Origin of the sequence: Exiguobacterium sp. s6 (genome assembly GCF_018618155.1) — a bacterium.
GTDB classification, from domain to species: Bacteria; Bacillota; Bacilli; order Exiguobacteriales; family Exiguobacteriaceae; genus Exiguobacterium; species Exiguobacterium mexicanum_A.
On the sequence record NZ_JACSLN010000001.1, the window covers coordinates 2034089 to 2058651 of the forward strand.

Here is a 24563-nt window from a genome sequence, read left to right on the forward strand (position 1 = left end):
CACGACTCACACAAGAATGCAATCGTTTGCATAAATTTTTTTCTTACTTTTTGGAGCAAACAAAAAACCTACCACCTTTTCAAGAAGGCAGTAGGTGCTCTAGTCACTTGTCTTGGTCGCGTCCAAACGCGGCATTCGCTTCGTGACCCTCGAATGCCGGGTTGTTCCCGTCATTGAATCCCGTATCCGGTTCGTCGAGGATGAGGGCATACCCTCCGTTTAAAATATCTCCGTACGCCCGGTTGACGTCATCGTCAGTGAGGCCAAGGTCAAGCAAGGCCCGCTTCACTTCTTCCTCGCCTTCCGCGACGCCAGTGAATTTCTGCATCCAGTTCGCGCTTGCTTCTTCCACTTTCGCATCGGTATTCCGTTTGACGAGCGACACATCGTCTTGATCTTTCGCGACGACGAACACATCACTTTCGTCGTAACCCTCTTCGGTCAGTTGATCGATTTTGGCGACGAGTGCCGCCTCCTCTGGATACGTATCTACAAAACGACGTTTACTCATTGTGTCTCATCCTTTCGCGTTGTATGGTCTTCGACCGTGACATCGGCTTGTCCGACTTCGGTCACTTCGATTTCTTCTTTGCGGAGCGTTTCCGTCATCGTCTTGACGTCTTCGGTCACTTGTTTTCGAACGATGATTTCTTCGACGACGACAGGACGCTTCACGATGAAAGCTCGTTCTTCGATGACTTGGATCCGTAAGTGGTCCCCTTCGTCGATCGTGCGGATACCGGGTTGATCGAAGTCATAATCTTCGACCACATCTTCTGATCCGGTCGTCCGCTCCACATGGACCTGTTCCCTCCGAACGGGCACTTCAATCTCTTGTTCGGTCTCCGATACGTGACGATTGATGACGACTTCTCCTGCTTGGACCGCTTGCTTCTCGATCGTCAACCGTTCCTCGTGTAAGGCGAGCGTCTGTTCCTCCGTCTTCGGCGCGGGTTCGGTCTTCGAACTCGTCGCATTAAACTGTTGTTCACTCCGGTCCGCGTCGACATAGAGGAAGAGTCTACCTTGTTCAACTTCTTTCGCAAAGCGGTCTTGTTGCTCTGACGTCAAGCGCATGCTTTTGAGCCAGCGTTCGATTGGCCGCTCACTCGACGTTACGAGCGAGGCGACCGTTCCCGGTTCATCGGTGACGAGAACATAGAGGTTCGAGTGACGGCGGACAGCGTCCGCCACATCGGCCCGCTTGACAAGGACGTACATGTCTTCTTCTTCATACCCTTCTCGTTTTAAATCGACCGTTCGATTAAGCAACTCTTCGGGATGATCAAAAACTTCTGAGATGATTGCATGTTTCATGGCGTTCGTTCCTCCTCTAGTCAATTGGCGAAAAAAAGGATGGTCCCTCAGAGAGAGCCATCCTTGTCGAGGTACTTAGTCAATCAGATTAGAAGCGGTCGCGCTCATCACGACGTGTATGGTCGCGGTCATGATCACGATGACGAAGGTCATCTTCCCCTTCGACGTGCGCTTCTTCTTTACGTAACGTCTCACGTACCGTTTCTGTATCTTTCACTTTCTCTTTGCCGACGACGATTTCTTCGGCGACGACATCTTTCTTCGTCACATCGACGCGCTCTTCCGTGACCGGCACGCGAATCTCATCGCGGTCCGTTGTCGCATCGAATGAATGTCCTGTCGCTTCACGGTCCCCATCAACGCGACGGCGTTCGACGTAGACTTCGTCGCGCTCGACTTCGACATCGACACGTTCTTCGTGTTCGACGACATCTTTCTCGACGCGAACTTCTCCTGTTTGAACACGCTCTTTGTTCACTTGGAGACGCTCTTCATGCAATTCGAGCTTTTGCTCATCCGTCAAATCCGTGCGGTTACGAATATCTTCATCCATATCGTTGAATCGTTCCGATGGAATACCAGTGCTTGAAGCTCCTGTCATCCCAACGTCACGTGCGGTCATGTTGCCTGCTTCGTTACCTTCTGAACCGTAGCCAGCTGATGTGCGGCCACCTTCGAACGTCGAGTTACGACCGTCATCTAAGATGCCGTCGTTCGAGTCCAACAAGAGGACGAATCCACCGTTCTCGATGTCTTGACGGTGACGTGCTGTCTCTTCTTCTGAGAAACCGAGTTTATCGAACGTATGACGAACTTCGTCTTCTCCGTCCGCGACTCCAAAGAAGCGATCAAGCCATGACGCTTTCGTTTCTTTTACTTCTGCATCCGTTTCGCCGCGAACCATCGAAAGGTTCGATTTATCTTTCACAACGACGTACAAATCGTCTTCGCGATGCCCCTCGGCACGAAGTTGATCAATTTTTGACACGAGCTCTGACTCCTGATAGTAAGTGCCTACATAACGTTTGTTATCCATGATTGTATCTCCCTTTCACATTCTGTATTTTTTGGTTATTGGCTGGGCGGATTCAAAATGATCTGCCATTCGGCCGGTAATGTAGATGTTCCCTTGCAACTCCGTTTCAATCGTTTCTTTCATGATTGTAATCTGTTTGTAACATCATGACTTTCGACCGATTGCTTTCGCTTCTATTATATGCATTGAGATTTTCCACAAAAAAACCTTCCGCATGATACGGAAGGTTTGCACTCATTCAACGATTTCAGTCTTCTTTTTCTGACCGCACGACTGGCGTACGACCAAATAGTGCGGCACGATGACGCGTTTCCCGTAAGGTGGTGCGCTATCGCCGATCTGTTCAATCAAACAGTTCGTCGCCTCGAAACCAAGGCCGAAAATGTTGATTTCGACCGATGTGAGTGGCGGGTTCGAGTGTTCTGCGATGTAGACGTTGTTAAAACTGACGACGGCGACATCCTCAGGGATTCCGAGTCCCATCTCACTGAGCGTGCTGATGACACCGAGCGCCATCATATCGTCACTGACGACGACGGCTGTCGGTGGTTCCTCTAGTTGGAGCAACTCGCGCACGGCTTTGGCGCCGCCTTTCGTCATGAACTCGGCCCGGGCGATATAGTCTTCGCGAACCGGGATCCCTGCTTCCATGAGCGCCGTCGCATACCCGTTGCGCCGGTCTTGCGTGACCGCCAGTTTATCCGAGCCTCCGATGAAGGCGATACAGCGATGGCCGAGATTGTATAGATGTTTCGTCACTTCTCGTCCGGCCAAATAGTTGTCCGTGTCGACGTATGTGATTGATGAAGCATCCCCGAACGGCTTCCCGACGACGACGAACGGGAATTTCGTCTGACGTAAGTATTGAACGACTTTGTCGTCTTCTCGTGAATACAAGACGATGACCCCGTCGACGCGACGTCCTTGCACCATCTCGATGACACCGGACAATACTTCTTCTTCGGTGACACCAGTCGTCATATAGAGCGAGTAGCCGTTTTGATGGGCTTTCGTACTGATCCCACGCAACACTTCCGGGAAAAATGGGTTTTGTAGCGTCTTCGTCGCTGCGCTCGGCATGACGAGACCAATCGACTGCGTCGAGCGGTTGGCGAGGCTTCGGGCGTGAATGTTCGGATGGTACCCGAGTTCTTCCATCGAACTGCGTACACGCTCTTTTGTTTTTTGACTGATACGCGGACTGTTGGCGATGACGCGTGACACGGTCGACGGTGCGACATTGGCGTGTTTGGCGACATCTTTAATCGTGATTTGCATGATGCTCCCCCTTGCTTCCGTTAGTTCAAAGTTCCCTATCACAGGGTATCCTCAGCTCGCGCTCTTGCGACGCTTCCACATGACCAATCCAGTCAAGAAAATCGGGATGGCGACCACGAGTAGACCGATCGTCCACATGTTCACTTCCGATTCTTCGACGATGTAGGCGTTCGCACTTTCTCCTGCGAGTTTGATGGTGAACGTGCCACGGCTGTCCGTGACAAGTTGTGAGAACAAGAGACCACGAAGCCGTGTATCTTCTCCGACCTCGCTTACCTCGAATTCAATCTCTCTGTCCTCGGCGTTCATATTGATGGCGTACAGCGCGACATCTTCGCCGTCACGACGTTCAAACACGGCCATGCCGTCTTTCGAAGCGATCATCCGTTGTTCACCGGTCGCAAACACCGGGTATTCGGCGCGCATCCGGTTCATCGTCGCAACGTATTCATGGAGCTCTTCATTTCCAGGGAAATCGGTCATGACCCGGTTCGCGGGATCAGCCCCGCCCTTTTGTGCATTCTCCGTGCCTTGGAAGACGATCGGCATCCCCGGTGACGCGTAAAGGGCGAACAATCCGAGGCGGAGCCTGCGTTCGGCCGACTCGGCACCACCTAGTTCCGCGACGTGCATGAAACGTTCGACGTCATGGTTATCGAGGAAGGTCGCCATTTGGTTCGGATCATTAAAGAACGTCTCGGCGTAACTTGCGGCCACATCGATTTCGTCGACGTTCGCCGTCTTTTGCGTCATCGTCTTCGAGACGCGGTCATAAAACGTGAAATTGGTGATGCTGTTGAAGCCTAAGCCATCATACTCGGCGACATACTGCGGGTCCGGATCGAACACTTCGGCCAAGAGATAAAAATCTGGATCGACTTCACGGACCGCTTTGACGAAATCTTCCCAAAACGGTTTGTCGACGTGACGTACCGTATCGAGACGATAGCCGTCAATGCCGGTCTCTTCAATCCAATACGTGGCCGCCTCGAGCAAGTAGTCTTTCACTTCCGGGTCTTCGGTTTTAAAGTCGGGCAAATCGAACAGCCAGTGCGTCTCGACTTGTTCTTGATCGTTCCACAGCACGATTGGTAGCTCGTCATGGAACCAGTCTGGTTTTTCTTTGACCCACGGATGGTTCGGCCCGACGTGGTTGACGACAAAGTCGAGGATGACTTTCATATCCCGCTTATGCGCCTCATCGACGAGCTCCTGCAAATCTTCTTTCGTCCCGAATTGGGGATCGATGTCATAAAAATCTTTAATCCAATAGCCATGGTAACCGCCCGGCATGTTTTCAAACACCGGCGTCAACCAGATGGACGTGAATCCGAGCGACTCGATGTAATCAAGTTTTTCAATCACGCCTCGGATATCGCCCCCATGAAAGGCTTTCGGGTCATTCTGATCGACCTGGTCATTGTTATCGGGATTCCCGTCAACGAACCGATCGACCATGATAAAGTACATGCGTTCCTGTTCCCACGATGCTGCTTCTTTCGCTCCGACGACTGTTGGAAACAAAAGAAGCGACAGAAGAACGAGCACGACGCCTCGCCTCATATCGCTTCCCCCTTAAGTGAGTATTATCCTTTCGTACCACCGGCAGTAAGACCCGAGACGAAGTAGCGTTGGAACATGAAGAACAAGAGAACGATTGGGAGGGCCGAAAGGACGGCGCCTGCCGCGAACAACGTGAAGTTGTTGTCGAACTGTCGAGAAATCATGTTGTAAAGACCAACCGCGAGCGTCTGTTTCTCTGGTGTCCGAAGGACGAGCGATGCCAAGATGAAGTCGTTGAACGGGCCCATGAAGTTGAAGAGGGCGATCGTTGCGACGATTGGCTTCGCGAGCGGCAAAATGATTTGCCAGAAGATACGAAGGTGACCGGCACCATCCATCCGAGCGGCTTCATCGAGCTCTTTCGGAATCGTATCGAAATAACCTTTTGCCAAGTACGTATTCATCGGAATCGCGCCACCGGCATACAGCAGAATGAGCGCTGTGTGCGTGTCGAGAAGACCGAGCATGTTGAGCAATACGTAGATGGCGATGATGGCGACGAATTGCGGCACCATTTGCAAGACGAGGAACAAGACGAGCGAGTTCTTCCGTCCGACGAAACGATAGCGCGAGAACACATAACCAGTGATCGTCACCAAGATGACAGCGAGCGCCATCGTAATGAAAGCGATTTTCAACGTGTTCACATACCATAAACTATAATCCGAAATCGTTAGATCAAACAAGTTTTTATAGTGAATGAACGTCGGATTTTCTGGAATGATTTTTGACGTGATGGTACGACCCGGGTTGAATGACGTCCCTACCACCCAAAGCATTGGATAGAGAATGATGATCGACGCAAGCGTCAAGATGACATAAGAGAACGCCAAATTGATTCGTTTTTGTTTTTTCATATCAGATCATATCCTCGTCTTTGAAAGATTTTGTCCGACGGAACTGGATGACGGCAAGTGTCATGATGAAGAATGACAAAATGAGCGTGATCGCAGCCGCAAGTCCGTATTGCGGGTTGGCTCCGAGAGACAATTTGTAAATCCATGAAATCAAGATATCGGTACCACCGGCAGTTTGTCCCGGTACAGCCGGTCCACCGCCGTTAAAGAGATAGATGATGTTGAAGTTGTTGAAGTTGAACGTGAACTGCGTGATGAGAATCGGTGCTGTTGCGAACAAGAGCATCGGTAACGTAATCAAGCGGAACTTGTCAAAGATGGTCGCACCGTCAATCGTTGCCGCTTCATATAAGTCGCCAGGGATCGATTGCAATACCCCAGTCATGAGCGTCATGATGAACGGGAAGCCGAGCCACCATTGAATCAAGATGAGCGCGCTGCGTGTCGCCGTCGGATCGGTCATCCAGTTGATCGGATCAAGTCCGAACGCTGGAAGGATCGTCGTGTTGAACACACCGAACGATTCGTTGAACATCGAACGGAAAATCAAGATTGTGATGAACGCTGGAACGGCCCATGACAAAATCAAAATCGAGCGGAACAAGCGGCGGAAGCGAAGGCCTTCTTGGTTCAAGAGGACCGCGAGGAAAATCCCGATCGCGATGACACCGACCGTCGAAGCGACCGTCCAGACGAGTGTCCAGCCGAGAACGCCGACGAATGTGTCGCGCCAAATGTCGATTTCAAAAATTCGTGTGAAGTTCTCAAACCCGATCCACTCGACAAGTTTTGCCGGTGGTGCGTTGTTGTAACGATAGTTCGTGAACGCGATCAAGAATGTGAAAATGAGTGGTAATACGACTGTGAAGACGAGCAAGATGAGCGACGGGATCAACATCAAGTATGGGAATCCATGGTCGCGCAAGTTGCGGAGTTGCACTTGGAACGTTGGGACGTTTAGGTGCTGATCACGAATGCGACCGACTCGGTAGGCGTCACGAATGTTCCAGATGTAGAACGCGATTCCGAAGAAAAGTAAGATTAATGCGACAATCCCTTCTACCATCAAGAAGATGGAGTGGTCGTTACGAGGTCCTGCCACTTCGCCAAGCGTGATCAATCCCCAAAGGCCACCACGGTCGCCAGGTCCTGCGCCCGCCCCTTTGAAAAAGAGATCGTAGTTTACTGCAAAATAAGACATGATAACGATAAAGAAAGCGATCGCTTTCGCTTTTTGATTGTTATAGAATTGACCGGCTCCCGGAATGATCGAAAGTAATGCGGCGTTCCGAGCATGATTGGTCGGTTTTTCCGGACGTTGTTCCGGCGTTTTAGGGTTCGCGATTGAAGCCATCCTCAATTTCTCCTTTCAATTTGAGCAAATCAATCGAGCAAGCGTTTGCTCAATTCTAGAAAATGAGGGGGAACGCCAGTCGGCGTACCCCATCATTTCATATCCTTATTGGTTGTTTGCTTGGATTTGTTGCTCGATGACTTTAACAGCATCGTCAGCTGATTTTTTTGCATCTTGCTTGCCAGTTGCTACGAGCTGAAGCGCTTGTGCCATTGGCTCCCAAACTTGTCCCATTTCAGGAATGTTAGGCATTGGGATCGCGTTCGTTGCTTGATCGAATACCGCTTTCGCAACTTCGTTCGACGTGATTGTCTCGTTCGACTCGAGTGCTGCTACTGGTGGGATCTCGTTGTAAGCTTCAAACATCTTCAATGCGTTCTCTTCGTTCGTGAGTTCTGCGAGGAACATTTCAGCCCACTCTTGGTTTTCTGTGTAAGCCGAAAGTGCATATGTCTTCACGCCCATGAACGTCTTGATTGGCTCACCGTTTGGAAGTGTCGGCAATGCAGACGCTCCAAGGTTGATGCCGGCATCTGTGTAACCAGCTACGGCCCATGGTCCGTTCATGACTGTGTGTGCTTTCTTCTCAGTGAAGAGTTGGTCCATCGCTTGGCCGCCAGACTCGCCGATCAACCCTTTAGGGAAGAGGCCTTCTTGGTACCATTTGCCGATGTACTCGAAGCCTTCGACTGCGCCTTCGTTGTTCAAGCCGATGTCAGTTGGATCGAGCGCGCCGCCGTCTTCTTTGAAGACGTAACCGCCGAAGCCAGCCACGACACCGTGAGCGAAGTAGAAGTTATCCCAAAGACCGAGGAATCCGTACTCGCCTTTATCTTTAAGATCTGTAGACAACTTGTACAAGTCGTCCATTGAAGCAGGAGCTTCTGATACCAAATCCTTGTTGTACATGAGGACTGGCGTTTCAACTGATTTCGGGTAGCCGTAAGCTTGTCCGTCGAACATGACAGCCGATTTCGAAGCGTCTGTGAACGCGTCAAGTGCGCCTTCGTCAGTAAGTGGAGCCAAGTGACCTTGGTCAGCGATCGTTCCGATTTGGTCGTGCGGTACGAGAACGATATCAGGACCTTTACCAGCTGGGCCGTCAAGCGCCAACTTGTCCTTTTGATCCGTCATTTGGACTTCAACGACTTCAACTGCGACGCCGTGTTCTTCTTCAAACGCCTTCGCAACTTCTTTCGTCGTTTCCGACTTTTCAATATCTTCCCAAATTACGATTTTTTCTGGCTTGTTCTCGCTAGAAGAACCGCCTTCGTTAGTAGAACCATTGTCCGTACCGCCACCACATGCAGCAAGTGCACCGAAAGCGAATACTGCCGTTGAAAGTCCTGCTACCATTTTTTTCATCTTCATGATGAAAAACCTCCCCAAGGAAATAGTATGGTCAGATTTGCGCAATCGCACTGACCTACTGATTTTAATCAACTCCGCTACAGAATCAGTAGGTTAGTGAAAACGTTTGCATCCTCACCTCAATTTTTATTATACAGTTGTGTAAGCGTTTTACAAGTCTTTTTTTTTCGCTTTTTTTATTGTGGTTGTCCCATTTATCTCTTTTTGAATTATTTATGACCCTATTTCGCAAAAAATGACGAATCGGGCGATTGACAAAATGTAAACGCTTTATTACCCTTTGCTTGAGCAAACGTTTTCACAACTGTTGTTTCTTTTCTGAACAGACAGTGTAAAATGGTTATAACCCTTAATAGAGAAAGGAATTCAAACCCATGATCAAAGAAGCCATCTACCACCGCGCCATGTCCCCTTTCGTGTACAAGTACGACCGAGAAACGATACATATTCGCTTCCATACGAAAAGAAATGATATCCAATCTGTTGACTTAATTTGGAACGATCCGTACGACTGGCACTCGGAAGACCCGGCCATGTGGAATTTCGACCCGGACAAGCCGAGCTTTTGGCGCACGTTCGAGACGCCGATGGAAAAAATCGGCCATGATGATCAATACGACTATTGGTTCATCGCCATCAAACCGCCATTCCGCCGCCTCCGTTACGGCTTCCGGCTCCATGACGGCAATGAGACGGCCGTCTATACGGAAAAAGGTTGGTTCGAAGATAAACCGCTCGATGACACAGGCTACTATTTCTGCATCCCGTTCATCAACCCGGTCGACATCTTCCACGCCCCATCGTGGGTGAAGGACACAGTCTGGTATCAAATCTTCCCGGACCGGTTCGCGAACGGTGACCCTTCTAACGATCCAGAAGGCACGCTCCCATGGAATAGTACCGAACCGACGATCACGAACTTCTTCGGCGGCGACTTCCAAGGGATCATCGACCATATTGACCATATCGTCGATCTAGGGATCACCGGGATTTACTTCTGCCCGATCTTCAAAGCGACGACGAACCATAAATACGACACGCTCGATTATATGGAAATCGATCCGCAGTTCGGAACGAAAGAGCAGTTCAAACAACTCGTCGATCTTCTCCACGAGAACGGCATCAAAGTCATGCTCGACGCCGTCTTCAACCATGTCGGGTACAACCACCCTTGGTTCTTAGACGTCGTCGAAAAAGGACCACAGTCAGAGTACCGTGACTGGTTCTATCTTCGCGACTTCCCGATCGAGACGACGCCGAAGCCGAACTACGACACGTTCGCGTTCGAGAAGAACATGCCGAAGATCAATACGGAGCACCCGGCGTTGAAAGCTTATCTATTAGAAGTGGCCCGCTACTGGGTCGAAGAATTCGGCATCGACGGGTGGCGGTTAGACGTGGCTAACGAGGTTGATCACGCGTTCTGGCGCGATTTCCGTAAAACGGTCAAACAAGCGAATCCGGATGCGTACATCCTCGGTGAGATTTGGCACGATGCCCAGCCATGGCTCAAAGGTGACCAGTTCGATGCGGTCATGAACTATCCGTTTACGAACGCGAGCCTCAACTATTTCGCGCTCGACCGGACGTCTGCTTCCGAGTTTCGCAATGAGTTGACACGCGTCGAGATGATGAACACGACGAACGTGAACGAAGTGACGTTCAACTTGATCGATTCGCACGACACGCCGCGTGCCCTTACACGAGCGAAAGGGCATAAAGGAAAGTTCAAGTTGCTCATGACGTCGATGCTCACGTACACAGGAAGCCCATGCATCTATTACGGGGACGAGATCGGCCTCGAAGGTGAACAAGATCCGGGTTGCCGCCGTTGTATGCCGTGGGACGAAGCCGAAGAAGATCGCGAACTGTTCCGCTACGTGCAGAAATTGATTCGACTCCGCAAAGAGCATCCGGTGCTCGCGAACGGCGGCTCGTATCGTTTCAATCTCGTCGACGATGAGGATAACGCCCTCATCATCGAGCGTTGTACGAAAGATGAGACGTATTTGATATACTTCAATAACTCTGATTCCGTATCAAAACTTAATCCGCTCGGCCATACCGGAAGCGCTTACGATTTGCTGCGCGACCGTGATGTAGACTCGCTCGAAGTCGAGCTCGCACCGTACAGCGCCACGATTTTAAAAATGAAATAAATTCCGTTTTGCACCCGTTTCGGCGGGTGTTTTTTTTGTTGAAAATAATTTGCCAAATCCCTTTCTTTTTCATTTCAAAAGGAGTAACATGACCCTTGTGATTTTGACAACGTAAATATTTCATATAGAGAATTGTAGAAACAAGGGAGAATACAACATGCCGACAAAAGACACCGAACAGCTCAGTTTATTTAAAATTTCGTGGCCGATTTTCATCGAACTCGCACTCCATATGGGGACCGGGATTATTGCCACGCTCATGCTCGCCCATTACTCCGATGCTGCCGCTTCCGCGGTCGGCGTCGCCAACCAAATCTTGAACGTCTTCTTAATCGTCTTCAGCGTGACCTCGGTCGGTGCGACCATCTTGATCGGTCAAGCGATCGGCGCCAATCGGATGAAGAAGAGCCGTGACTTCGCCCGTTCCGCCGTCAGCTTGAACATGTGGCTCGGCGTGCTCATGGTCGCGGTCGTCTTCTTGTTCGGTGAGACGTTCCTCCGTTTGTTCGGCTTATCGGATGAGCTGTTCGACCATGGCCTGTTATTTTTGCAGATTGTCGGGTTGTCGCTGTTCACCGAAGCGCTCATCATGGCGCTCAGTTCCGTCCTCCGGAGCCACGGGATGACGAAGCACGCGATGCTCGCGACACTTCTCATCGATATCATCACAGCTGCCGGGGCGATGCTCGCCGTCATGGGCTGGTTCGGTCTCCCGGTCACGGGTGTCGCCGGCGTCGCATGGGCCATCGTCATCGCACGCTTCTCAGCCATGGTGCTATTGTTCTGGATCGTCAAGAAGCGGCTCATGCTCCGCTTCCCGCTCAAGGAATTGATTCGTCCGAAACGTGACGACATTCGCGCCTTGCTCCAAATCGGCGTACCATCAGCCGGAGAGAACTTGTCATATCAGTTCTCGCAAATCATCATCACCGGTTTCATCGCCACGATGGGCGAGGCTTCCCTCGCCGCGCGGGTATACGTCATGAACTTGTCGATGCTCGCCTTCTTGTTCACGGTCGCCGTCGCGCAAGGGACGCAATTATTGATTGCCCGTGACATCGGCGGGAAACGGTTTAAAGAAGCGTATACCCGCGCCGTTAAGACATTGAAGATTGCCATGTTCGCTTCACTCGTGGCGTCGCTCGGACTCGCCGTCTTCGGCAAGTCGCTGCTCGGCTTGTTCACATCGAACCCGGATATCATCGCCGTCGGGGTGCCGATTTTATGGGCGACGCTCATCCTTGAGCCAGGTCGCGCCATGAACATCGTGTTGATGGGATCGCTCAAGTCGGTCGGCGACGTTCGCTTCCCGGTCATGATCGGCATCGCCTCGATGTGGGGCGTTGCGGTCGTCTTCAGTTATTTGTTCGGACTCCAAATGGGACTCGGCGTCCTCGGCATTTGGCTCGCCTTCTCGCTCGACGAGTGGTTCCGCGGTTTCTTCGCCTTCCGTCGTTGGAAGTACGGCACGTGGCAACAAAAAGGCTTCCAGTTCGAACCGAAGCCAACTTCATAATCAACCAAAAAGAAGCGGTCGCTGTGACCGCTTCTTTTTTCATCGATTTAGGAACGCCTGCATCGCCTGCCGATGAACGTCCGTCTGACCACATTTCCGTTGCCAGATGATCTCTTGCTCGAGACCGTCCTCGAACGAGTCGGCCCGGAATAACGCCTTCATGCCTTGCACCGCCGTCGGTGACTTGGCTGCGAGCGTCTCGGCATAGGCCGTCAACCGCTCCAAGTACGCCTCATCCTCGACGAGCTCGGTGACGAGACCGAACGTTTCGGCCTGTTCGGCATCAATCGTGCTGCCGCTCCACATCCAAGCGAGCGCGAGATCGGGCCGCATCAAGCGCCGTAAATGGTACGGACCCCCGGCATCGGCGACAAGGCCGATTTTGATGAAGGCGGAACTGAACTTCGTCGACCGGGCGACGAGACGGACGTCCGCCGCGAGCGCCAGACTGAGTCCCGCCCCCGCCACGACCCCGTGAATGCCGGCGATGATTGGTTTCGGACAGTCGGCAAGCGCCCGCACGAGCGGATGGTACACCTCTTCCAAATACACCCCATAGTCGGCGCCACTCTCAATCGTCAAGTCCTGGCCCGATGAGAAGGCACGCCCTTGCCCGACGAGCACGATGACGTGGACGGCCTCATCCGCCACGAGCTGCTCCATCGCTTCCCTCGCCTCGCGAAGCAACGTCTCATTTAATGCGTTCAATTTTTCCGGCCGGTCCCATTTCAGCCAGCCGACCCCGTTCCGCTGTTCCAGTTGAATCGTTTCCATCCCATTTCCCCCTTCACTAAAATGAATCACTATTCATTTCTATATCGGTCATTCTGTTTCCTTCTTGTCATAGAAACTTTCCGAGTTCGATTGCCCGACGCTACCACTATTTGCTATTCTTAAAAGAGTCGTTCAACGAAAGGGTGGGGCTGATGCAACTGACGAATGCCGCAAGACAATTGAAACAACGGAACATCCCGTTCACGTACCACTCCTACGAAGTGGACGCGTCCGACGTCTCCGCCAAACATGTCGCCGCGTCACTCGGTAAACCGCTCGACCAGCTCTATAAAACGATTTGTCTCGAGAATGAGCAACGGCGCTACGCCTTCTTCCTCATCTCAGGAGATTTAGATATCGATTTGAAAGCGGCCGCGAAAGCCTGGGGCGCCAAAAAAGCCTCCCCTGTCCCGATGAAGGAGCTCGAAACGCTGACCGGCTACATCCGCGGCGGTGTCTCGCCAATCGGGGCGAAAAAACGGTTTCCTGTCTTCTTGCATGATAGTGCCAGACAAAAAGATACGATCATCATCTCGGCCGGCAAGCGCGGCTACCAACTCGAACTCACACCGACCGATTTGCTCCGGTTCACGGACGGTCACTGGTTCACTCAATGACAAAGAAAGATGGAGGCAATACCTATGTGGAAAGAACGAATCCGCTCATGGATTCCTAACTCGTTTACGTTCGGCAACTTGTTCTGTGGCGTCTTGGCGATCGTTTATGCGGCGCGCGGTGACTTCTCGAATGCGACGCTGCTCATCATCATCGCCATGATGCTCGACAGTTTGGATGGACGGCTGGCCCGTATGCTCGGCGTGGCCGGTGACTTTGGAAAAGAACTCGACTCGCTCGCCGATGTCGTCACGTTCGGGGTCGCCCCGGCGCTTCTCGCCTACTATACGTTTTTCATCGATTACGGCAACTACGGTCTCTTCTTCGCCGCCTTGTTCCCGTTGTTCGGTGCTTACCGCTTGGCCCGCTTCAACTTGTCGGCGACGAACGTCACGGCCAGTTACTTCTCGGGCGTCCCGATCACCGCGGCCGGTGGCTTGCTCGCCGTCGTGACGACGTTCGGGGACCAGATCAACGAGTTGCTCACTCCGATTTTCTTCACGGGTCTCGCTCTGCTCATGGTCAGCCGTGTCCGCATCCCGAGCTTTAAAGACGTGCCGCTCCCGCGCCACTCGTTCATCATCACGGTCAGCCTTATCTACTTGACGTACATGATTTTTGCCCGGTGGAAAGAATGGCCATCATTCTGGTTCATCGCCGTCACGTTCTATGTCTTATTCATCGCTTTCTCGTTCGTCAAAAAACGAAAGCGGATGGCGAATTGACGGGTCCCTCTCGAGGGACTCTTTTTTTTGCATGCATTTATTAGACGCAAGCCGCAAACCTCTCTAGAATGAGAATAGAGGTGATGAAATGAAAGTGTATCCATGGATTTGGAAATGGTTTTTGGTTTGGTATGTCGTCGGGGTCGTCCTCGTCGGCTTTGATTTGTTGCCGAGTTGGCTCGAATGGGCGAACCCGGTCTTCTTATGGCTCGCCGGTCTCATCGGCGGTTGGGTGATTGCGGACGGCGTCCGCCACGCCCGCCTGATCGTCCCGTTCATCTTCTTCGGTTCAATCGCTGTCGAGACGCTCGGTGTCAAAACCGGCTTCCCGTTCAGTGAGTACATCTACGCGGAGGCGTTCGGTCCGACCGTGTTCGGTGTACCGGTCACGATCGGGGCGGCTTGGCTCGCCGTCATCGGCTCGAGTTTTGCCGTCGCCCGCTTGTTCTCGTTCAAGAACCGGACGCTCTGGCTCGTCCCGTTCCTCGCCGTTTGGCTCGATATGGCGATTGACCCGGTCGCAGCGAACGTGAAAGGCTACTGGGAATGGGCCAATGACGGTCTGTATTATGATATCCCGACGCAGAATTTCGTCGGTTGGTTCGGACTGTCACTCATTTTCTCTTGGTTGCTCGACCGGTTTGAAGTCGAAGCCGAGCCGATGTTACTCGGACACGGACGTTATTTGTTCGTCATGCTGCACGCCCTGTTCGGTGTCACGGCCGTCAACGCCGGTCTTTACGGCATCGGCGTACTCAGCGTTGTCACAGCCGCAGGCCTCATCTTGATAGAACGGAGGAGCCGACATGATCGAAGCGAGCAAAAAGAAATGGTTCAATAATCTGTTCTCGACGTTCGTCAAAGAACGTCAAATCCGTCCGTTTTTCCATACGATTCACGTCCGGGCCGATGACGTGCCGACACCAGGATTGTTTTTGAGCACACATAGCTCGTGGTGGGACGGGATGATTTTGCTCATGTTGAACGAATACTATTTGCGTCATGACGTTCACGTCTTGATGGATGAGGATGGGTTGCGCCGCTTCCCGTTCTTCCGTCACTTGGGCGCGTTCTCCATCAAAAAAGGCAAACTGTCGGATGTGCGCGCCTCGCTCGACTACGCCAATCGGCTCTTACTTGCAGGCAAGTCCGTCTGGGTGTTCCCACAAGGACGCGAGTATCCACAAGAGCATCGTCCGCTCGAGATTGGCTCAGGTGTGACGATGCTGCTCCACCAGCCGGAAGTCCGGCTATGTGCCATCTATTATACGTTCGCGTCGCACGCCGCTCCGCTCGTCTATGTGCGCTTCCGCAACCATACGGTCGTCTCCGAGACGCGGCGGCTTCAAAAACAAGAGCTCGCCGAAGCACTCGAACGCCTATATGACGATACGCGCGACGACGTAATCAAGCAGTCCGACCGCTATATCGCCTTGTTCCCACCGAAGCGCAGTTTGGCAGATTGGACGGAGCACTTGCTCCAAATCGGAAGAGGCCGCTGATGGTGATTTTGTCGCTCACATTTTTGATGCTGCTGTTCACGTTGGTCAACTTGCTATTCCTCCGTCCGCTCACCGCACCCATCCCAGCTCCTCCGACCGCGGTGTGCATCCCACTGCGGAACGAGGAACGGAACGTGCCAAAACTGATCACGAGTTTGAAGGCCGCCTTGACGGATGAAAGCCACGTCTATTTATACGAGGACCGGTCCGAGGATGCTACATACGAGGCACTCGTCCGGGAAATCGCGGACGATGCCCGCTTCACCATTTTCCGTGGTGTGCCGCTCCCGGAAGGTTGGGCCGGCAAAGTCCACGCGTGTCACCAGCTGGCGACCCGGACGACCGAACCGTACGTGTTGTTCCTCGATGCCGACGTGACGATCGACCCGACGTTCATCGGGCGACTGCACGGCACACTCGCCCGTGAAGGGGCGGTCTTCTTGTCAGGTTTTCCTCGTTTCCCGACACCAACGTGGCTCGGGAAACTGTTGATTCCGATGCAACACGTCTTAATCGCCCAACATTTGCCGTTGTTTTGGCGAAAGGTGCGTCATCCCGCCTTCGCCGCCGCCAACGGAATGAACGTGCTCGTCGAACGGAAAAGTTATGACGACGTCGGTGGACACGCCTCGATCCACAATTCATTGATCGATGATATCGATCTGTGCCGTGAGTTCAAGCGACGCAAAAAAGTCACGTCGCTCGTCAACGTCTCGCCTTACATCACATGTGACATGTATGCGACGAACGAAGAAGTGTGGAACGGGTTTTCAAAGAACGTATTCAAGGGAATGAATGAAGCAGTGGGCATCGCCCTTTATTTCTTCTTATACTACGGCACCCAGCTGTCTGCTTTCATCGCACTCCTCGTCCGCATGGACTGGATCTCGTTCTTGGCGTGCGTGTTCGTCTTGCTCGCTCGACTGGCGATCGACGTCAAATCGGGAGGACGCCACTTTTGGCTCCATCCGTTCAGCCTCATCGCCTACTTGTTGCTCCTCGCGAGCGCGGTCGTGCGCAAATGGCGACGAAAGCCGATTTCATGGAAAGGCCGGACGTATCAATAATCTCGCTAGGAGGCACAACATGAAACATATCGCTATTATCGGGGCCGGGCTCGGCGGCTTGAGCGCCGCCGTCACCCTTGCCGCCCGCGGTTACGACGTGACCGTCATTGAAAAGAATGAACATGTCGGCGGAAAACTCATGCCGATCATCACCGATGGACACCGGTTCGACTTCGGGCCGAATACGATTACGATGCCGGACGTGTTCCGCTCCGTCATTCGCAACAGCGGAGCCAACCCGGATGACTATTTTGAGCTCGTCAAACTTGAGTCGCACACGGTCAATCATTTCTCTGACGGTTCGACGTTCACGTTTCATTCAGACCGCGAGAAAATGGAAGCCGAGGTACGCCGTCTGACCGGCGATAAGGCCGACAAGAATCAATTGACCGACTACTTAGACGAGGCGGAGAAGTTGTTTGAAATCGCCAATAACCGGTTCTTCACACGGATGGATTCAAAAATCGATACCGGCCTTTGGGCTGACATGATGAAAGTGCATCCGCTCAAGAGCCTACATGCGCTCCATAAGAAGTATTTTAAAGACCCGCGCATCATCCAGGCGCTCGACCGCTATGCGACGTATATCGGCAGCAGTCCATACGTCACACCCGGCACGTTCGCGCTCATTTCGCACCTGGAGCTGAATGATGGCGTCTATTTCGCCAAAGGTGGGAACTGGACGATTGCGAAAGGCTTCGCCAAACGGGCGAGCGAGCTTGGCGTCGAGTTCAGGCTCGGTCATGAAGTCACAAAAATTGAAGTGACGAACGGAAAAGCGCACGCGGTCGTCATCGACCATGAAGAAGTCATGTCTTGTGACGCCGTCTTATTGAACGGAGAACTGCTCACGCAGTATCCGCGACTCGTCGATGCTTCTGACCGTCCGTCGTTCCCGGTACCGACGCGTGACACGATTGAACCATCGGTGTCCGCTTTCGTCATCATGGTCGGCTTGAACAAGCGGTTGAACTTGGCGCATCATAACGTCTACTTCTCAGATGACTACGAGGCCGAGTTCCGGGCCTTGTTTGAAGAGGAACGGTATGCCGATGAGCCGACGATCTATATCTCGAACTCGGCCCATACGGACCCTTCGATGGGAGAAGCTGGCGACAACTTGTTCATCCTCGTCAACGCGCCGGCCCATATGACCGACATCGATGCCGAGACGTATGAACATTTGATTCGCCGACGCCTCCGGAAATTCGGCGTTGAATGGGAAGATCGCGATGTCGTCTTCCATCGCCGTGTCACCCCACTCGACTTGACGCGTGATTTTTACGCATATTACGGGGCACTCTATGGGACATCGGCCAACTCGAAAAAAGGAGCGTTCTTCCGACCTTCCGCTCGCTCGGAAGATGTGTCCAACATTTGGTTCGCTGGAGGCTCGACCCACCCTGGCGGCGGCAGCCCGATGGTGACGCTTTCAGGACAATTTGCGGCCCGGTCGATGTTAGAGGACATACCTCTGACAATTTGAACATTTTGTGAACAGAAGATTCGACACTTGTCGACACGGGATAGACGTGATAACATCATATTCGAGTTCAAGCAGTTTTGTAACGTTTGTTACACCTGTAGCGATCGAATGGCTTCCCCGAGCCTATCGCGTTTTGAACTTGTCACACCCGAGAAAAAAGTGATGAGCGAGTTTCCCCACTCGTATCCCGCGGCTGGAACAGCATGCATTATGATGTTCCCCCTTAGTCCATCAAGCATCCTGCTTCAGCGAAGATGCCCCATCGTTTCATTCCCCATGAGACGAGGCACATCTTTAGGGTTCATCACGTCCGATTCGTTCGTTTCCCCGATGAACGAATCACACAACGCTTACACCACTTTTGGTCCCCCGCCAAAAGTGGTTTTTTTGTGCACAAAAAAGGCAGCCGTTTTGCGACGGCTGCCTGATTTTATAACTTGGCCAACAGTTTCCCTTTTTGAATCGTCGAGACAAACGCCCGCTTCGTGAAGACGTCGTGCCCATTCTGCCGGGCCGCGTCCAAGATGCCTTCATAGAGCAATGCCGCCGCGCTGACCGGCTTCCGGCTCGTCGCAGGATATAAGTGATGGGTCTCCCGGGCCCGGACGTATAGGTGTTCGGCCCGGCGCGCCATCGTCTCCCAGACGTCGATGAACGCCGGGGTCACTTGTCGCGCGAACAAATCGGCTTCCGCGACACCGAACTCGGCGAGCAACGATTGTGGGACATAAATCCGATCTCGGTCGAGATCTTCCCCGACGTCACGCAAAATATTCGTCAACTGCATCGCGATACCTAAGTCGATCGCACCTTGTTTCAACTGGTGCCGTCCCGTCGCATCCACGTCCGGCGCGAGGATCGGCAACAGCATCAAACCGACGGTGCTGGCCGCATAGTAACTATATTGCTCCGTCTCCTCGAGCGTCGCGTAGCGCGTTTTATGTAAGTCCCACTTCATGCCTTCAGCCAATTCAAAGAACGGTTCGACGTCCATGTCGTAACGTCCCCAAACGTCACGCAACGCCACCCAGAGCGCATCGGTCAGATGTTCACCGGCCAAGAAGCGATCGAACTCGGTCAAAAAGTCCGTCAAGCTCTCTTCAGGACGGTCGGATTCATCGACCGCGTCATCGAGCGTCCGACAAAACGCATAGACCGCGGCCACGGCCTGACGGTCTGGTTTGGAGAGCAAAGAAAAGGCCCGATAAAACGTGAGCGAGCCTTTTTTCATTACGTCTTCACAGTGACGATACGCTTCTTGTGTCGTCATGGTACAATGCCCCCATTTCTTCTTCCATTCTCTTCACTAACAGCTGCGAGCCGATCATGACGATCGGGACGCCTCCGCACGGATGCACCGATGCTCCGACGGCGTAAAGTCGGTCGATGTGCGCGTACGGGCGAGCCTGTGGTTTGAACGCGGCCGATTGGGCCAATTTCGGGGCGATGCCGAAGCTCCCGCCTTCAAATAACCCAAATCGTTCCGCATCCATCGGCGTCCGAACTTTCATCTCAATGACACGATCCCTGAAGTCGGGGACCATCTGTTCAATCCGACCAATCAAATGCTCGATCGCACCGCTCGTTTCAAAGTCCTCACGCTCCAATTTACGTGGGACCGGCACGAGGACATAGAGAACGCTCGTCCCGTCCGGTGCCAGCGTGTCGTCCATCAAAGACGGATTGAACGTATACATCGCCGGATACTTGCTTAGTTTACCATCTTCGAAGATGGTCCGCATCGACCCGGCAAAATCATTCGGCAAGTCGAATTGGTGGATCGGTAAATCGATGTCCCCGGTCACGGTGAAGTAAAGCAGGAGCGTCCCGCTCGACGGTTCGTATGATTTCGGCTTAACGCCATCAATCAACCGTTCCATGAGGGGGAAATCACCGTTGACGACGACCGCATCATACGGATGAACGACACCATCCACGATGACCGCGTTCGCTCGGCTTTGTTCCACCTGCACCCGTTCGACGTTCGCGTTCAACTCGAACTTGACGCCGCGTCGTCTCAACTCTTGTTCTACTTTCGTCGCAAGTGAGAAATATCCTCCCTTGACGTACCAGATTCCTTCTTCTTGTTCGCGGTACGGGATCAAACCATAGAGGGATGGGGTATCATATGGGTTCCCACCAATATAGAGCGTTTGGAGGCTGTAGGCGACGCGCAGACGCTCGTCTTTGAAGAAGCGTTTCATGTTCTCGTGGGCCGTCTCATACGCCTTCAAGCGCATGAGGAGCATCAATAGTTTCGGTTCGAACAAATCGGTCTTGCCTTTATAGCCCCGGTCTAAGAATGCATCGAACCCGAGGCGATACTCTTCTCGTTTTTGAGTCATATACTTTCTAAAGCCGTCGCCCTCGTTGAACAGACGGTCGATTTCGGCCGCCTGACGTTCGATGTCACGGTATTTGTAGAACGTCGTGCCATCCTCGTAACGGAGGCGATAAAGCGGGTCGACCTCGATCAACTCGAGCTCTCGCTCCGGGAAACCGGCCTCGAGGAGCTGACTTTTCAATTTTCCGGGCAATAAGACGATGGTCGGCCCTTCATCGACGCGGGCGCCGTTCTCGAACTCGACATAATTGAGCCGGCCGCCGACACGAGCTTCTTTTTCATAGATGGTCACGTCTAACGACGGATATTTGTGGGTCAGGAGCAAGGCCGCGTAAAGCGACCCAATTCCGGCACCGACGAAACTGATGTTCATTGGCCGACACCTGCCCGGTCACGCAACAGGTTGGCGGTGATGCGCGCCGATTCAAAAATCGTCGGCAGTCCGCTGCCTGGATGTGTCCCACCGCCGACGAGCCAGACGTGGTCGAGCTCCTCGAACTGGTTATGGGGACGGAAATACATCATCTGTGACAAGTTATGTCCTAAGTTGAACGTCGCCCCTTCATAGACACCGAACGCTTCCCAATCGTTTGGCGTGAGCGGCTGCATCACCTCGATATGGTTCCGGATCTCACGATACGGCGAACGAGTCTCAAGTGCATCGAGGACGCGCTCGGTCATCGTCGTCTCGAGCGTCTCCCACGGTAAATTCGACAGGTTGTTCGGCACCGGGACGAGCACATAAAGCGAGGATTTCCCTGACGGTGCGAGTGTCGGGTCAATCCGTGAAGCATTTTGGACATAGAACGAGAAGTCTTCGCTCAGCTTCAGGTCTTGCGTCATCTCTTTCACATTACGCTCGTAGTCGTCGGCGAAATGGATCGAATGGTGCGCGACATCATCATAGACACGGTCGAGTCCAAGATAAAGCATGAACGTCGAACACGAGTAGCGTTTCTTCTTCAGCTGTTTTGGACTCCAACGTGTGAGTGCGTCGCTTGGGACGAGTGTCGTCATCGCATGGGCGAAGTCGGCACCGACAATCACTTCGTCAAAGGCATAGTGGACATTGTTCGCTACGAGTCCGTTGACGCGTTTCCCGTCGAGCAAGAGCCGGTCGACGCCTTCCTCGAGACGAATCTCCCCACCCTCTTCTTCGATGACGCGCGCCATCGCTGTGCAGAGTTGATTCACGCCGCCAATCGGATGATGGACGCCGTAAGCATGTTCCATATACGACAAGATTGAGAAGCCACCCGGGCAATCCCACGCCGACATGCCGAGGTATTTCGCTTGGAACGTGAACGCGTACTTCAGCTCTTCGCTCGTGAAATACTCTGACAAGACGTCGTATAACGACTTGCCGATCGATAAGAACGGGAGCGCCTTCAAGACGCGCGTCGCCACGTAATCGGTCAGTTTGTCATGTGCCGTCTGGAGCACCGGCATCAGTTTCGACAGCTTGATGGCTTGTTCGGCCATGAAGCGTTCGTACCCTTCCCCGTTGCCTGGGAACTGCTCTTCAATCGCCTGATGCATTTGATCGCGATCGGTCGTCATCGATAGGACCCGATTTCCTTTATCGAAATAAAGATCATACATCGGCTCGAGTCGTTTCATCTCGACATAGTCGTGTAAATCTCGACCTGTCTCTTCGAAAATCTCTTCTAAAATGTATGGCATATTTAAAAAAGTCGGGCCACGATCGAACGCGAATTCTCCGACTTGCAGACGCGACGTCCGTCCACCGACGAACGCCTGCTTCTCAAACACTGTTACTTTCACACCACGACTTGCGAGCAGCATAGCGGCCGCAAGTCCTCCTGGTCCGGCACCGATTACGGCGACTCTTTTTTCCGACACGTTGAACAACTCCCTATGTGAAAAGTCTCTTATGCTTCTATCCCATTATAGAAATGACTGGAGACAAGTTCAAATCTGAATCGGCTCGTCGTGTGTCCGCGATGTGTCAATTGTCGCGTTTCGCGATGACAATGTACCATGACCCTTCTGGGATGAACGGGATGAAACGGACGTTGTCGAAACCGACCTTGTGCATTTGACGACGTAACTCACGAATCGTTGGGAGCGGATAGAGGTTATCATGCAACGTCATGAACGCATTGAACGCTGAGGCAAATCGAGCACCGAGCGGCGTCTCGGCGAGAGGCGTGACGAGGACCGCGACACCTGCTTCGTCTAAGTTTTCGAGCATCCGTCCGAGCAGTTCGATTCGTTGTTCCGGGGAGAAATAATACAACATATTATTCATCATGACGGCATCAAATCGTTCGTCGTGATCCCACTCCATAAAATCGGCTACTTCATAGCGAATCTCACCGGACTCATCTTGTTCCCGCGCCTCTGCGATCACGTCTTCCTCGAGATCGATGCCGGTCAACTGCCAATCGGGTTCGAGTCCGTGCAGTTTGCGTAAGTAACCCCCGTGGCCGCACCCGATATCGAGCATCGTCTTGACGTCGGCTTGCCGCAACAGCTGCTGCACGACCGGGAACGCGACCGTCTCGACGAGCGTCGACGTCTGTGCGACGACCTGGCCATGTGTCGCCCCATCGAACGTTTTCTGTTTGCCCGACTCTAAAAAGTCAGGATATGCGATGAGTGCCGGAATATGAAGTTCCATCATCTCTTGGAGCATAAAGCCGATGCTGCGCTCATCTTCGTGCGACAACTGATATTTCAAACTACGGGTCGGGAAATAGCGCCAACCTTTCTTCTTCAAATGGCGCACGGCGACCCCGACGTCGAGCCAACGCTCGAGCGCGAGTTTCGTCAACGGTTGCTTCAAGCGAAGCGTCATCTCCGCAAAGCTCGCCCCGCCTTGGAGCGCATCGAACAACCCATATTTATAGCCGATATATCCGTGCCAGAGCGGCAGGAACGATTCGGTTTGTTTCATCCATCTGCGTGCGTGCAAGACGCGTGACCATTCATTCATCTGTTGTTCCATCGTTTCACCTCATCATCGTTATCACTGATTTTTTTATTTTCCCCTAATAATTTACGGACAAACAAAAAAATCCCACTCCGATGTGCGAAGTGGGAATCAAACTTAAATGAAGTTGCTGAAGAACGACTGTCCATACGGCAACGCATAGCCGATGAAGATTGTCACAAGCGCGAGAATCGCAAAACCGCCGAACATCGTGCCCGCAGGTTTGTTCTTCTTCACACGGATGAGCGTCATCTCACCAAAGATGAGTGTCAAGAGTCCGACCGTGATCTTCACGTGGTAGAACATGCCGCCTTCGAGTAATTGAAGATACAAATAAAGTCCCGTGCCGAACGCGACGAGCAACATGAGTCGAAACGCCATGTGGGCGATCTTCCCGCTCTTGTTGGCATTTTTGTAGCCGATATAGGCGACAGCGAACAAGACGAGTAACAAGACCCAGCTCGTGACGTGCGTGTGTAGGAATGCAATCAATGGCATTCTAAGTCCCCCTTTCCATTATGTACAACCTCTATTGTACACGAGTCGCTCTGATTGCGGTCAAGCAGGCCACTGAAAAATCTGATTGCCTATCAAAAAGACGCCTGATCGAGGAATGATCAGGCGCCTTGTCGTATTTCATTTA

General features: G+C 52.6%; 22 protein-coding genes. 8 read left to right on the top strand and 14 right to left on the bottom strand.

Translation table 11 applies throughout. From position 1 onward, the window contains the following. Nucleotides 1-103: 103 nt before the first annotated feature. The 8 genes from KNP75_RS10515 to KNP75_RS10550 form a co-directional block, all read right to left on the bottom strand. Nucleotides 104-511, bottom strand: coding sequence for a general stress protein (locus KNP75_RS10515; protein WP_034776616.1), 408 nt, complete (start codon nucleotides 509-511; stop codon nucleotides 104-106). Further along, nucleotides 508-1317, bottom strand: coding sequence for a YsnF/AvaK domain-containing protein (locus tag KNP75_RS10520; protein ID WP_034776614.1), 810 nt, complete (start codon nucleotides 1315-1317; stop codon nucleotides 508-510). Before KNP75_RS10520 ends, KNP75_RS10515 begins: the two co-directional genes overlap by 4 nt. An 88-nt stretch (nucleotides 1318-1405) precedes the next feature. Continuing rightward, nucleotides 1406-2353, bottom strand: coding sequence for a YsnF/AvaK domain-containing protein (locus tag KNP75_RS10525; RefSeq protein WP_215190340.1), 948 nt, complete (start codon nucleotides 2351-2353; stop codon nucleotides 1406-1408). Between the two features lie 234 nt (nucleotides 2354-2587). Further along, on the bottom strand, nucleotides 2588-3631 hold the full coding sequence (locus KNP75_RS10530; RefSeq protein WP_034776611.1) for a LacI family DNA-binding transcriptional regulator: 1044 nt from the start codon (nucleotides 3629-3631) through the stop codon (nucleotides 2588-2590). A 51-nt stretch (nucleotides 3632-3682) separates the two neighbouring features. Next, nucleotides 3683-5194, bottom strand: coding sequence for an alpha-amylase family glycosyl hydrolase (locus tag KNP75_RS10535; protein WP_215190341.1), 1512 nt, complete (start codon nucleotides 5192-5194; stop codon nucleotides 3683-3685). Between the two features lie 23 nt (nucleotides 5195-5217). After that, nucleotides 5218-6051, bottom strand: a complete 834-nt coding sequence (locus KNP75_RS10540) for a sugar ABC transporter permease (protein WP_034776607.1) — start codon at nucleotides 6049-6051, stop codon at nucleotides 5218-5220. Between the two features lies 1 nt (nucleotide 6052). Further along, nucleotides 6053-7405, bottom strand: coding sequence for a carbohydrate ABC transporter permease (locus tag KNP75_RS10545; protein WP_052090084.1), 1353 nt, complete (start codon nucleotides 7403-7405; stop codon nucleotides 6053-6055). Between the two features lie 105 nt (nucleotides 7406-7510). Then, nucleotides 7511-8776 carry an extracellular solute-binding protein gene (locus KNP75_RS10550; protein ID WP_034776603.1) on the bottom strand — a complete coding sequence of 422 codons (1266 nt, stop codon included), beginning with the start codon at nucleotides 8774-8776 and terminating at the stop codon, nucleotides 7511-7513. A gap of 374 nt (nucleotides 8777-9150) precedes the next feature. Here KNP75_RS10550 and KNP75_RS10555 point away from each other — a divergent pair, with 374 nt between their 5' ends. Continuing rightward, a complete protein-coding gene (locus KNP75_RS10555; protein WP_034776602.1) occupies nucleotides 9151-10935 on the top strand; it encodes a glycoside hydrolase family 13 protein in 1785 nt (594 codons plus the stop codon). Nucleotides 10936-11092: 157 nt separating this feature from the next. Continuing rightward, a complete protein-coding gene (locus KNP75_RS10560) occupies nucleotides 11093-12451 on the top strand; it encodes an MATE family efflux transporter (protein ID WP_034776600.1) in 1359 nt (452 codons plus the stop codon). 39 nt (nucleotides 12452-12490) lie between these two features. Here KNP75_RS10560 and KNP75_RS10565 read toward each other — a convergent pair whose 3' ends face one another. Further along, entirely contained in the window at nucleotides 12491-13225 is a 735-nt protein-coding gene (locus KNP75_RS10565) for an enoyl-CoA hydratase/isomerase family protein (RefSeq protein ID WP_215190342.1), read from the bottom strand. A gap of 152 nt (nucleotides 13226-13377) precedes the next feature. Between KNP75_RS10565 and ybaK the strand changes: the two genes are divergently transcribed. The 6 genes from ybaK to KNP75_RS10595 all read left to right on the top strand — a co-directional run bounded on the left by ybaK (nucleotide 13378) and on the right by KNP75_RS10595 (nucleotide 18620). Beyond that, complete coding sequence (gene ybaK / locus KNP75_RS10570) at nucleotides 13378-13842, top strand: Cys-tRNA(Pro) deacylase (RefSeq protein ID WP_034776595.1); 465 nt, start codon at nucleotides 13378-13380, stop codon at nucleotides 13840-13842. A gap of 24 nt (nucleotides 13843-13866) precedes the next feature. Then, entirely contained in the window at nucleotides 13867-14565 is a 699-nt protein-coding gene (gene pssA / locus KNP75_RS10575; protein ID WP_021066674.1) for a CDP-diacylglycerol--serine O-phosphatidyltransferase, read from the top strand. A gap of 88 nt (nucleotides 14566-14653) precedes the next feature. Next, entirely contained in the window at nucleotides 14654-15406 is a 753-nt protein-coding gene (locus tag KNP75_RS10580; protein WP_034776593.1) for a carotenoid biosynthesis protein, read from the top strand. Beyond that, entirely contained in the window at nucleotides 15372-16067 is a 696-nt protein-coding gene (locus KNP75_RS10585; protein WP_034776590.1) for a lysophospholipid acyltransferase family protein, read from the top strand. Before KNP75_RS10580 ends, KNP75_RS10585 begins: the two co-directional genes overlap by 35 nt. After that, nucleotides 16067-17134 carry a glycosyltransferase family 2 protein gene (locus KNP75_RS10590; protein WP_138859860.1) on the top strand — a complete coding sequence of 356 codons (1068 nt, stop codon included), beginning with the start codon at nucleotides 16067-16069 and terminating at the stop codon, nucleotides 17132-17134. The genes KNP75_RS10585 and KNP75_RS10590 overlap by 1 nt, the downstream gene beginning before the upstream one ends. A gap of 19 nt (nucleotides 17135-17153) precedes the next feature. Then, a complete protein-coding gene (locus tag KNP75_RS10595; protein ID WP_215190343.1) occupies nucleotides 17154-18620 on the top strand; it encodes a phytoene desaturase family protein in 1467 nt (488 codons plus the stop codon). A 430-nt stretch (nucleotides 18621-19050) separates the two neighbouring features. Here the strand turns inward: KNP75_RS10595 and KNP75_RS10600 are convergent, their stop codons facing one another. The 5 genes from KNP75_RS10600 to KNP75_RS10620 form a co-directional block, all read right to left on the bottom strand. Then, a complete protein-coding gene (locus KNP75_RS10600) occupies nucleotides 19051-19890 on the bottom strand; it encodes a phytoene/squalene synthase family protein (RefSeq protein ID WP_215190344.1) in 840 nt (279 codons plus the stop codon). Further along, on the bottom strand, nucleotides 19859-21337 hold the full coding sequence (locus KNP75_RS10605) for a phytoene desaturase family protein (RefSeq protein ID WP_034776582.1): 1479 nt from the start codon (nucleotides 21335-21337) through the stop codon (nucleotides 19859-19861). The genes KNP75_RS10600 and KNP75_RS10605 overlap by 32 nt, the downstream gene beginning before the upstream one ends. After that, a complete protein-coding gene (locus KNP75_RS10610; protein ID WP_215190421.1) occupies nucleotides 21334-22860 on the bottom strand; it encodes a phytoene desaturase family protein in 1527 nt (508 codons plus the stop codon). Before KNP75_RS10610 ends, KNP75_RS10605 begins: the two co-directional genes overlap by 4 nt. Nucleotides 22861-22933: 73 nt before the next feature. Next, the gene (locus KNP75_RS10615) at nucleotides 22934-23935 is read right to left on the bottom strand and encodes a class I SAM-dependent methyltransferase (protein WP_034776575.1); all 1002 of its coding nucleotides are present in this window, start codon (nucleotides 23933-23935) and stop codon (nucleotides 22934-22936) included. A 102-nt stretch (nucleotides 23936-24037) separates the two neighbouring features. Further along, a complete protein-coding gene (locus tag KNP75_RS10620; protein WP_034776573.1) occupies nucleotides 24038-24418 on the bottom strand; it encodes a YisL family protein in 381 nt (126 codons plus the stop codon). Between the last annotated feature and the right edge of the window lie 145 nt (nucleotides 24419-24563).

Excerpts from the sequence above, each read along its gene's own strand:
- KNP75_RS10565 (WP_215190342.1), bottom strand. The coding sequence starts at position 13,225 with ATGGAAACGATTCAACTGGAACAGCGGAACGGGGTCGGCTGGCTGAAA.
- KNP75_RS10615 (WP_034776575.1), bottom strand. The coding sequence starts at position 23,935 with ATGGAACAACAGATGAATGAATGGTCACGCGTCTTGCACGCACGCAGA.
- KNP75_RS10560 (WP_034776600.1), top strand. The coding sequence starts at position 11,093 with ATGCCGACAAAAGACACCGAACAGCTCAGTTTATTTAAAATTTCGTGG.
- KNP75_RS10580 (WP_034776593.1), top strand. The coding sequence starts at position 14,654 with ATGAAAGTGTATCCATGGATTTGGAAATGGTTTTTGGTTTGGTATGTC.
- KNP75_RS10520 (WP_034776614.1), bottom strand. The coding sequence starts at position 1,317 with ATGAAACATGCAATCATCTCAGAAGTTTTTGATCATCCCGAAGAGTTG.
- KNP75_RS10600 (WP_215190344.1), bottom strand. The coding sequence starts at position 19,890 with ATGACGACACAAGAAGCGTATCGTCACTGTGAAGACGTAATGAAAAAA.
- KNP75_RS10620 (WP_034776573.1), bottom strand. The coding sequence starts at position 24,418 with ATGCCATTGATTGCATTCCTACACACGCACGTCACGAGCTGGGTCTTG.
- KNP75_RS10590 (WP_138859860.1), top strand. The coding sequence starts at position 16,067 with ATGGTGATTTTGTCGCTCACATTTTTGATGCTGCTGTTCACGTTGGTC.
- pssA (WP_021066674.1), top strand. The coding sequence starts at position 13,867 with ATGTGGAAAGAACGAATCCGCTCATGGATTCCTAACTCGTTTACGTTC.
- KNP75_RS10605 (WP_034776582.1), bottom strand. The coding sequence starts at position 21,337 with ATGAACATCAGTTTCGTCGGTGCCGGAATTGGGTCGCTTTACGCGGCC.
- KNP75_RS10540 (WP_034776607.1), bottom strand. The coding sequence starts at position 6,051 with ATGAAAAAACAAAAACGAATCAATTTGGCGTTCTCTTATGTCATCTTG.
- KNP75_RS10595 (WP_215190343.1), top strand. The coding sequence starts at position 17,154 with ATGAAACATATCGCTATTATCGGGGCCGGGCTCGGCGGCTTGAGCGCC.
- KNP75_RS10525 (WP_215190340.1), bottom strand. The coding sequence starts at position 2,353 with ATGGATAACAAACGTTATGTAGGCACTTACTATCAGGAGTCAGAGCTC.
- KNP75_RS10535 (WP_215190341.1), bottom strand. The coding sequence starts at position 5,194 with ATGAGGCGAGGCGTCGTGCTCGTTCTTCTGTCGCTTCTTTTGTTTCCA.
- ybaK (WP_034776595.1), top strand. The coding sequence starts at position 13,378 with ATGCAACTGACGAATGCCGCAAGACAATTGAAACAACGGAACATCCCG.
- KNP75_RS10585 (WP_034776590.1), top strand. The coding sequence starts at position 15,372 with ATGATCGAAGCGAGCAAAAAGAAATGGTTCAATAATCTGTTCTCGACG.
- KNP75_RS10515 (WP_034776616.1), bottom strand. The coding sequence starts at position 511 with ATGAGTAAACGTCGTTTTGTAGATACGTATCCAGAGGAGGCGGCACTC.
- KNP75_RS10550 (WP_034776603.1), bottom strand. The coding sequence starts at position 8,776 with ATGAAGATGAAAAAAATGGTAGCAGGACTTTCAACGGCAGTATTCGCT.
- KNP75_RS10530 (WP_034776611.1), bottom strand. The coding sequence starts at position 3,631 with ATGCAAATCACGATTAAAGATGTCGCCAAACACGCCAATGTCGCACCG.
- KNP75_RS10545 (WP_052090084.1), bottom strand. The coding sequence starts at position 7,405 with ATGGCTTCAATCGCGAACCCTAAAACGCCGGAACAACGTCCGGAAAAA.
- KNP75_RS10555 (WP_034776602.1), top strand. The coding sequence starts at position 9,151 with ATGATCAAAGAAGCCATCTACCACCGCGCCATGTCCCCTTTCGTGTAC.